General features: G+C 74.1%; 7 protein-coding genes. 2 read left to right on the top strand and 5 right to left on the bottom strand.

All coding sequences use genetic code 11. The features are described from left to right. Positions 1–113: 113 nt before the first annotated feature. The 5 genes from ACFW9D_RS03130 to xylB form a co-directional block, all read right to left on the bottom strand. Positions 114–1,637 carry an aldehyde dehydrogenase family protein gene (locus ACFW9D_RS03130; RefSeq protein ID WP_188335301.1) on the bottom strand — a complete coding sequence of 508 codons (1,524 nt, stop codon included), beginning with the start codon at positions 1,635–1,637 and terminating at the stop codon, positions 114–116. Between the two features lie 79 nt (positions 1,638–1,716). Then, complete coding sequence (locus ACFW9D_RS03125) at positions 1,717–2,982, bottom strand: GAF domain-containing protein (protein WP_384617101.1); 1,266 nt, start codon at positions 2,980–2,982, stop codon at positions 1,717–1,719. Positions 2,983–3,111: 129 nt separating this feature from the next. Beyond that, the gene (locus ACFW9D_RS03120) at positions 3,112–3,741 is read right to left on the bottom strand and encodes an N-acetylmuramoyl-L-alanine amidase (RefSeq protein ID WP_384617098.1); all 630 of its coding nucleotides are present in this window, start codon (positions 3,739–3,741) and stop codon (positions 3,112–3,114) included. A 472-nt stretch (positions 3,742–4,213) separates the two neighbouring features. Beyond that, entirely contained in the window at positions 4,214–5,422 is a 1,209-nt protein-coding gene (locus ACFW9D_RS03115) for an ROK family protein (protein WP_384617095.1), read from the bottom strand. 373 nt (positions 5,423–5,795) lie between these two features. Next, positions 5,796–7,235: a xylulokinase gene (gene xylB, locus ACFW9D_RS03110; RefSeq protein WP_384617092.1), complete on the bottom strand. Its 1,440-nt coding sequence runs from the start codon at positions 7,233–7,235 to the stop codon at positions 5,796–5,798. A 148-nt stretch (positions 7,236–7,383) separates the two neighbouring features. Here xylB and xylA point away from each other — a divergent pair, with 148 nt between their 5' ends. Together xylA and ACFW9D_RS03100 are read left to right on the top strand one after the other, a co-directional pair. Beyond that, positions 7,384–8,550: a xylose isomerase gene (xylA, locus tag ACFW9D_RS03105; RefSeq protein WP_384617089.1), complete on the top strand. Its 1,167-nt coding sequence runs from the start codon at positions 7,384–7,386 to the stop codon at positions 8,548–8,550. 56 nt (positions 8,551–8,606) lie between these two features. Further along, entirely contained in the window at positions 8,607–9,047 is a 441-nt protein-coding gene (locus ACFW9D_RS03100) for a hypothetical protein (protein ID WP_384617086.1), read from the top strand. Positions 9,048–9,103 lie beyond the last annotated feature (56 nt).

Below are 9,103 nucleotides of genomic sequence, written 5' to 3'. Positions count from 1 at the left end.
CCCGCGCCCCCCCCGCCCGCCCCCCGACTCGCCCCCCCGCCCGCCCGGGGCTGCGGGGGCGCGCGGCCCCCACCGCCCCACCCCCCCCCCCCGGCTTTCACCTGTGGAACGCTCTAGAAGAACCCGAGCCTCTTCGGGCTGTAGGAAACCAGAAGGTTCTTCGTCTGCTGGTAGTGGTCCAGCATCATCTTGTGCGTCTCGCGGCCGATCCCGGACTGCTTGTAGCCGCCGAACGCCGCGTGCGCCGGGTACGCGTGGTAGCAGTTCGTCCAGACGCGGCCGGCCTGGATGGCGCGGCCCGCGCGGTACGCCGTGTTCATGTCGCGGGTCCACACGCCCGCGCCCAGGCCGTACAGCGTGTCGTTCGCGATCTTGATGGCGTCGTCGAAGTCGGCGAACGAGGCCACCGAGACGACCGGGCCGAAGATCTCCTCCTGGAAGACGCGCATGCGGTTGTTGCCCTGGAAGATGGTGGGCTGGACGTAGTAGCCGCCCGCCAGCTCGCCGTCGTACTCGATGCGCTGACCGCCCGTCAGGACCTTCGCGCCCTCCTGCTGGCCGATGTCCAGGTAGGAGAGGATCTTCTGGAGCTGGTCGTTGGAGGCCTGGGCGCCGATCATCGTGTCGGTGTCCAGGGGGTGGCCGGGCGTGATGGCCTCGGTGCGGGCGATCGCCGCGTCGATGAACTCGCTGTAGTGGCCCTCCTGGACCAGCGCCCGCGAGGGGCAGGTGCAGACCTCGCCCTGGTTCAGGGCGAACATGGTGAAGCCTTCGAGCGCCTTGTCGCGGAAGTCGTCGTCCCGCGCCCAGACGTCGTCGAAGAAGATGTTCGGCGACTTGCCGCCCAGCTCCAGCGTGACCGGCTTGATGTTCTCCGAGGCGTACTGCATGATCAGCCGGCCCGTCGTGGTCTCGCCCGTGAACGCGACCTTCGCGACGCGCGGGCTCGACGCCAGCGGCTTGCCCGCCTCCACGCCGAAACCGTTCACGATGTTGACCACGCCCGGCGGCAGCAGGTCCGCGATCAGGGACATCCAGACGTGGATCGAGGCCGGGGTCTGCTCGGCCGGCTTGATGACCACCGCGTTGCCGGCCGCCAGTGCGGGCGCGAGCTTCCAGGTCGCCATCAGGATCGGGAAGTTCCACGGGATGATCTGCGCGACCACGCCCAGCGGTTCGTGGAAGTGGTACGCGACGGTGTCGTCGTCGATCTCGGAGAGCGAGCCCTCCTGCGCGCGGACCGCGCCCGCGAAGTAGCGGAAGTGGTCGATGGCGAGCGGGATGTCGGCCGCGAGGGTCTCGCGGACCGGCTTGCCGTTCTCCCAGCTCTCGGCGACGGCGAGCAGTTCGAGGTTCTGTTCCATCCGGTCGGCGATCTTGAGGAGGATGTCGCCGCGGGCCCCGGGCGCGGTGCGGCCCCAGGCAGGCGCCGCCGCGTGCGCCGCGTCGAGCGCGCGCTCCACGTCCTCGGCCGTGCCCCGGGCCACCTCGGTGAACGGCTGCCCGTTGACCGGGCTCGGGTTCTCGAAGTACTGGCCGCGGGCGGGCGGGACGTACGCGCCGCCGATCCAGTGGTCGTAGCGGGCCTGGTACGAGACGACGGAGCCCTGCGTGCCGGGCGCTGCGTAACGGGTCATCGGGGGAGGCCTCCTGTGCGCGCTGCTGCCCGCCGTTGGGCAGCTTCCGCACCGGACGCTAGGGACGCGGACGTTGCAGCTACGTTGCGTACGAGCCCGCGCCCTGCTCGGCGTCGAGCGCGGCGAGGCGGGACAGGACCGCGGGCGCGGGCCGGGCGGCCGCGAGGGCGCGCCACACGTCGAGGTCGTCCTCGCCCCACGGAGCGTGTGCCCAGTCGGCGAGCAGGTCCGGGTCGCCGCGCGCGATCAGCGCCGCCCGCAGCCCGTCGGACAGACGGCGGCGGATCCGGGCCACGGCGGGCGCCTGCGACTGCGGGAGCAGCGGGCCCGTGTACGCGGACGCGGCGGCCGTCACCGCGCCGGAACCGAGACGGCGCTCCACCACGGCGAGGTCCGACTCGACCGGGACGGCCAGCCGGTACGGGCGGGACTCCAGCACACCCGGCCCCACCACCCGGCGCAGGCGGGCGAGTTCGGCCCGCAGCGTCACCGGGGTCACCGACTCGTCCTCGTAGAGACAGCACAGCAGTTCGTCGCCGGTCAGGCCCTCGGGGTGGCGGGAGAGGAGGACGAGGAGCTCGCTGTGGCGGCGGCCGAGGCGGATCTTGTGGCCGGCCGGGGTCAGCAGGAGGGCCTCGTCGCGGCCGAGGACGCTCAGCCGCAGGCCCGTCTCCTCGGCGGGCGGCGGGGCGAGCAGGGCCAGCTGGGACTCGGCGGCGCGTGCCACCGCCTGGACGAACGCCAGGCTGTGGGGATGCGCGAGTCCGTCGCCGCCGGTGATGTCGACGGCGCCGAGCAGCCGCCCCGAATGCGGGTCGTGCACGGGTGCCGCCGCGCACGTCCACGGCTGGACCTCGCGGATGAAGTGCTCGGCGGCGAACACCTGCACCGGCCGGTCCACCGCGACCGCGGTGCCCGGCGCGTTCGTCCCCATCGCCGACTCCGACCAGCGGGCGCCCGGCACGAAGTTCATCCGGCCCGCCTGCCGCCGGGTCGCCGCGTGCCCCTCCACCCACAGCAGCCGCCCCTGCGCGTCGCACACCGCCAGGAGATGTTCCCCGTCCGACGCGAACGTGCCCATCAGCTCGCGGAACAGCGGCATCACCCGGGCCAGCGGATGCTCCGCGCGATAGGCCCCGAGATCGCCGTCGGCCAGCTCCACCGACGCCGAGGCGTCCGGGCTGACCCGGGCGCCCGCCGAACGGCGCCAGGACGCGGCCACCACCGGACGCACGGGCCGGACCACCGTGCCCGCCGCCGTGAACCGCTCGTGCGCGCGCCGCAGCGCCCGCACCCGTTCGGACGGATCGGTGCCCGGCTCGAGTGCGACCCACGGATCGGTCAATTCGGCCTCCCGGACACTGGCTCCTGGCACACGCGGCGTGGGGCCATCGTCGCCCCGGGCGCGCGGGGCGACAAGGCGGCGGACACGGAAAAGGGAGCCCTCGCGGAAAATGCGGCCGGATCGGGGGTATCAGGCGAAGTTGACCATCCGGATGTAGCGGGTCCAGTCCCAGTACGGACCCGGGTCCGTGTGGTCCGTGCCCGGCACCTCGACGTGGCCGAGGATGTGCTCCCGGTCCCGCGGGATGCCGTAGCGGGCGCAGATCGACGCCGTCAGCGCGGCGGAGCCCTCGTACATCGCGTCCGTGAAGTACTCGGGCCGGTCCACCCAGCCCTCGTGCTCGATGCCGATGCTGCGCGTGTTGTAGGTCCAGTTCCCCGCGTGCCACGCGACGTCCTTCTCGCGCACGCACTGCGCGACGTGACCGTCGGCCGACCGGACCACATAGTGCGCGCTGACCTGCTTCGCCGGGTTCTGGAAGATGGCCAGGGTGTCGGCGTAGGTCTCCTGCGTGACGTGGATGATCACACGGTCGATCTTGTAGGTCGAAGGGCGGCTGGACTTCGTGTAGTTGGAGGTGCTGGCCGGGACGGACTCGGCCGGCGGGTAGTCCACCGCCTGGACGGCGACGGCGCGGCCGGCCGGCAGCCACAGCCCCGGGACCGCGGCGAGCGCGCCCGCCTGGAGGAGGCGCCGGCGGGCCAGGCGGGAGGGGTGCGCGGGCTCGGGTCGGCCGCTGACGGATTCAGCTCGGTCCATGACGATCCTGCCTCTCGGACGGGCCCGGGCGGGCTCGGTCGGTGGGGGAGAAGGGCGCCGACGTTCGACGTTCAGTGCCCGGGACAGCGGCGTGGGGCGTCACGGTCTCGGACGGTGGGTGGACGGGTGGACGGGTGGACGGGTGGAGGGGCGGGCATGCGGGGGTGCGGCCCGCGGTGAGTCTCCCGTGCGCGCGGCCTGTCGTTGCGGATCTTGGGCACGTACGGCGGTCGGTGTCGCGCGTCGGACAGGTGAGCCGGGGTGCGCCGAAGGTGCCTGCGCGTCAATTACGTTACGGGGCCCGGAGGTTGGGGCGGAAGAGGGCGCGACGGGGTCCGATCGAGGGAACTTCGCACGTCAGAGGTGGGGACCATTGGCGGTGCGGGGCTCTGGCGGGGGACTGTTGACCTTGACCATGACGTTCACCCTGACCTTGGCCGGCCGCGCACCGCAGCCGGATGCCGGGCCCGCGTCAGGCCCGTACGGAACCCATCGGGTCGTCCAGCACGGCCCGCCTCGCCGAGTGGGCCGCCCCGAGCAGCGGGCCCTCCGAGCCCAGCTGGGAGATCAGGACTCCGTCGGCCGGGGTCGTCGCCCGGCGCGTCAACTCCCGCTCCAGGGACGGGAGAAGCCAGGGAGCCAGGCGGGAGAGGGCGCCGCCGAGGACCACCGCGCGGGGGTCGAGGAGATTCACCGCGCCCGTCAGCGCGATACCGAGGGCCGAACCGGCGCCGCGCAGGGCCCGGCGGGTGGCCGCGTCGCCCGCGTCCGCCCGTTCGGCCAGCAGCGCCGTCCGGTCCGCGCCCGGCGCCAGGCCCGCCGCGCGCAGCACCGCTTCCTCGCCCGCGTACTGCTCCAGGCAGCCGCGCGACCCGCACGGGCACGCGGGCCCCTCCGGGCGCACCGGTACATGGCCCAGTTCGCCCGCGAACCCCCGTGCCCCGCGCAGCAGTTCACCTTCCACGACGAGAGCGGCGCCGATTCCGATCTCCGCGGAGACGTGCAGGAAGTCGGCGGGGCGGTCGGCGGTGAGCCAGAGCTCGGCGAGGGCACCGAAGTTGGCCTCGTTGTCGACGGTCAGCGGCACGTCCTCGCCCCAGGGCAGATGCGCGGGGAGCAGGGCGCCGAGGTCCGTGTCGTGCCAGTCCAGGTTCGGGGCGCGGACGACCGTGTGCGAGCCGCGCGCGACGAGGCCCGGCACGGCCACCGCGAGCCCGGCGGGCCGCAGTCCCTCGGCGGCCGCCTCCCCGTTCACCTCGTTGATCAGCGCGGCGAGGTCGCGCAGCACCGGTTCGGGAGCGCGCCCCCGGTTGCTCACCCGGCGCTCGGCGCGGGCCCGCACCGTGCCGCGCAGGTCGACCGCGCACACCGCGAGGTGGTCGACTCCCACCTCGGCGCCGAACCCGGCCGGGCCGCGGTCGCTGACCATCAGTGCGGAACCGGGCCGGCCCACCCCGCCGGGGCGCTGCGGCCCCAGCTCCTCCAGGAGCCCGGCCCGGATCAGCTCGTCGACGAGCGTGGACACGGCGGCCCGGGTCAGCCCGATGTGCTGCGCGACCGCCGCGCGGGACAGGGGGCCCTCGGCGGCGACCGCGTGGAGCACGCGGGAGAGGTTGCGCCGGCGCATGCCCTGCTGGGTGTCGGGGGTTCCGGGGCGGGGCCGGTGCAATGGTGCGGTCATGTCCTCATGATCCCAGTCGCTCCAGGTGGCGTCGGGGCGGGCCCTCGGGTGGTGGGGCTCGCCGTTTCGTGTGCCGGGTGCCGTTCCGTGGCGGCCTTCCCGTCGGTGTGGCTGGTCGCGCAGTTCCCCGCGCCCCTGAATTGCACGCCCTTCGGGCGGCATTTCCCTGATGCGATGGGCCCTCACTGCAGTCGCCCCGGGCTCGCAGCCGCCGGTGCATCTGGAGCCCGCGTCGTGCAGTCGCCCCGGGCTCGCAGCCGCCGGTGCATCTGGAGACCTCTTCGTGCAGTCGTGCCGCGCCCGCAGCCGCCGGCGCATCGCGAGCTCTCTACCTGCAACCGCCCCGCGCCCGCAGCTCCGACACACTTCAAGCTCAAGCCCCCTCCAGCAACCGCCCCGCCCCCTCCCGCACCCCCGAGATCCGCTCCAGCGCTGCCTCGTCCCGCTCCACCGCCTCCAGTACGGGCCCCTCGGTCGTCCCCCAGCGCCGGGCCACCGCCCCCGGATCCTCGCCCGTCAGCAGGCCCGCCGCCTGTGCCGCCGCGCCCAGTGCCACCAGCTCCCGCGCCCGCGGCACCCGCACCGCGCGCCCGGACAGGCGCCGGACCGTCTGCTGCCAGGCGGAGCCGCGTGCGCCGCCGCCGATCAGAAGGAGCGGCTCCGTGGGGTCGGCTTCGGCGTCCAGGACGTGGTCGAGCGCCCCGAGCAGCGCGTGCACCGCCCCGTCGTACGCGGCCTGCAGCACCTGCCCGCCCGTCGTGTCGTGCCGCAGCCCGGTGAGCAGCCCCGACGCGTTCGGCAGATCAGGCGTGCGCTCGCCGTCCAGGTAGGGCAGGAGCGTCGCGGTGCCGCCCGGTTCGACCGCCTCCCGGTCCAGGCCCAGCAGCGCGGCGATCCGGTCCACGGCGAGCGTGCAGTTCAGGGTGCAGGCCAGCGGCAGCCAGTCGCCGCGCGCGTCCGCGAACCCGGCGACGACTCCGTTCGGATCCGCGGGCCGGTGCCGCGACACCGCGTACACCGTCCCGGACGTGCCGAGGCTGAGCACCGGTGTGCCGGGCAGCAGGCCGAGCCCGAGCGCGGCAGCCGCGTTGTCCCCGGTCCCGGCGGCCACCAGCACGCCCTCGGGCAGGGGGAGTTCAGGATCGTTCCCGGGGACGGCGCCCGCGGCGTCGCCGGGCGCCACCACGCGGGGCAGCAGCGCGGGATCCAGCCCGACCCGGCCCAGCACCTCCTCGTCGTACGACTCCGTGCGCGACGCCCACCACCCCGTACCGGACGCGTCACCGCGATCCGTCGTGCCCGGACCACCGGCAAGGCGACCGGTCAGATAGTCGTGGGGGAGGCGGACCGCCGCCGTGGCCCGCACGGCATCCGGCTCGTGCTCCGCCAGCCACGCCCACTTCGCCACGGTGAACGAGGCCCCCGGCACGCTCCCGAACCGCTCCGCCCACTCCTCGGGGCCGCCCAGCTCCGCGACCAGCCGCCGTGCCTGGGGCGCGGAGCGCACGTCGTTCCACAGCAGGGCCGGACGCACCGGCCGCCCCCGTGCGTCGAGCGTCACGAGCCCGTGCTGCTGCCCGCCCACCGAGATCGCCGCCGCCCGCCGCGCCGCGTCCCCGCACTGCGCGAGCGCCGCCCGCAGCGCCCCGTACCACTCCTCGGGATCGCTCTCGCGCCCCGCGCCCGATGTCACCGTGTGCGGCGCCTGCCCGCTCGCCACCACCGCCCCCGTGGCGACGTCGACCACCAGGGCCTTCGTGGACTGTGTCGAACTGTCGACCCCGACGACGAGGGGGCCCTCGGCAGCTGGCATACGGCTCTCCTGACTCGGTCGGTCCCGGGGCGGCTCTTCCCAGAGACGTGCCCGCATACTAATTTGTAAAGTGCGATGACGAAATGGGCGGACGGCAGTCGGTGACAGCACGGACCCGCCGCCCGCGTGAAGCTGAGGGAGCCGCACGATGACGTACCAGCCCACCCCCGAGGACAAGTTCAGCTTCGGCCTGTGGACCGTCGGCTGGCAGGGCCGCGACCCGTTCGGCGACGCGACGCGCCCCGCGCTCGACCCCGTCGACTCCGTGCGCCGGCTCGCCGAGCTCGGCGCCTACGGCGTGACCTTCCACGACGACGACCTCATCCCGTTCGGCGCCTCCGAGACCGAGCGCGAGTCGCACGTCAAGCGGTTCCGGCAGGCGCTCGACGCGACCGGCCTGGTCGTGCCGATGGCGACCACGAACCTGTTCACCCACCCCGTCTTCAAGGACGGCGGCTTCACCGCCAACGACCGCGACGTACGCCGCTACGCCCTGCGCAAGGTCATCCGCAACATCGACCTCGCCGCCGAACTGGGCGCGCACACCTACGTCGCGTGGGGCGGCCGCGAAGGCGCCGAGTCCGGCGGCGCGAAGGACGTCCGCGACGCGCTCGACCGCATGAAGGAGGCCTTCGACCTGCTCGGCCAGTACGTCACCGAGCAGGGCTACGACCTGCGCTTCGCGATCGAGCCCAAGCCCAACGAGCCGCGTGGCGACATCCTCCTGCCCACCGTCGGCCACGCCCTCGCCTTCATCGAGCGCCTGGAACGCCCCGAGCTGTACGGCGTCAACCCCGAGGTCGGCCACGAGCAGATGGCCGGGCTCAACTTCCCCCACGGCATCGCCCAGGCCCTGTGGGCGGGCAAGCTCTTCCACATCGACCTCAACGGCCAGTCCGGCATCAAGTACGACCAGGACCTGCGCTTCGGTGCCGGCGACCTGCGTTCCGCGTTCTGGCTCGTCGACCTGCTGGAGACCGCGGGCTACGAAGGCCCGCGCCACTTCGACTTCAAGCCGCCGCGCACCGAGGACCTCGACGGGGTGTGGGCCTCGGCCGCCGGCTGCATGCGCAACTACCTGATCCTCAAGGAGCGCGCGGCCGCCTTCCGCGCCGACCCCGAGGTTCAGGCGGCGCTGCGCGCGTCGCGCCTCGACGAGCTCGCCCGCCCCACCGCCGAGGACGGACTCGCCGAACTGCTCGCCGACAAGGGCGCGTTCGAGGAGTTCGACGTGACCGCGGCCGCCGAGCGCGGCATGGCCTTCGAGCGGCTCGACCAGCTCGCCATGGACCACCTGCTCGGCGTGCGCGGCTGACACCGGACGAAGAGGAGGGGTCGCGCGCCGGCCCCTTTGCCGGACACCCTGGAGGCATGGCCACACCTCCGATGCCACCGCAGCCGCCCCCGCCGCCGAGCGACGCGCCCCCGCCCGGCGGCGGAGGCTTCGGCAGCCCGCCCGCCACGCCGTCACCCCGGCAGGACGGCGGCGGCCGCCGCTTCCTGGTCCTCGCCGTCGTCGCCGCGCTGCTCGTGATCGGCGCCGCCGTGGCCTTCGTGATGACGCGCGACGACGGAGGCGACGGCGCGGGTGACGGAAAACCGTCCCCGGCGGACAGCGCGTCCGCCACGTCGTCGCCCTCGCGCGGCCTCCCGAGCGAACTGCCCAGCCTGCCCAGCGAGTTGCCGAGCTCCCTCCCCAGTTCCCTGCCGAGCGAGCTGCCCAGTGGGCTGCCCTCGAAGCTGCCGAGCGGTCTGCCCAGCGAACTCCCGAGCGGCCTGCTCCCCAGTGACGTGGAGAGCCTCCTGCCCTGACCTCCGAAGCAAGCCGCCCCACGGAAAAGGCCCGCGCCCTCCGCTCTCACAGGAGC

Source organism: Streptomyces sp. NPDC059524 (genome assembly GCF_042749255.1).
GTDB lineage: Bacteria > Actinomycetota > Actinomycetes > Streptomycetales > Streptomycetaceae > Streptomyces > Streptomyces xanthii.
The sequence above is the reverse complement of the archived record's forward strand: the minus strand, read 5'-3'. Positions and strand labels throughout refer to the sequence as shown.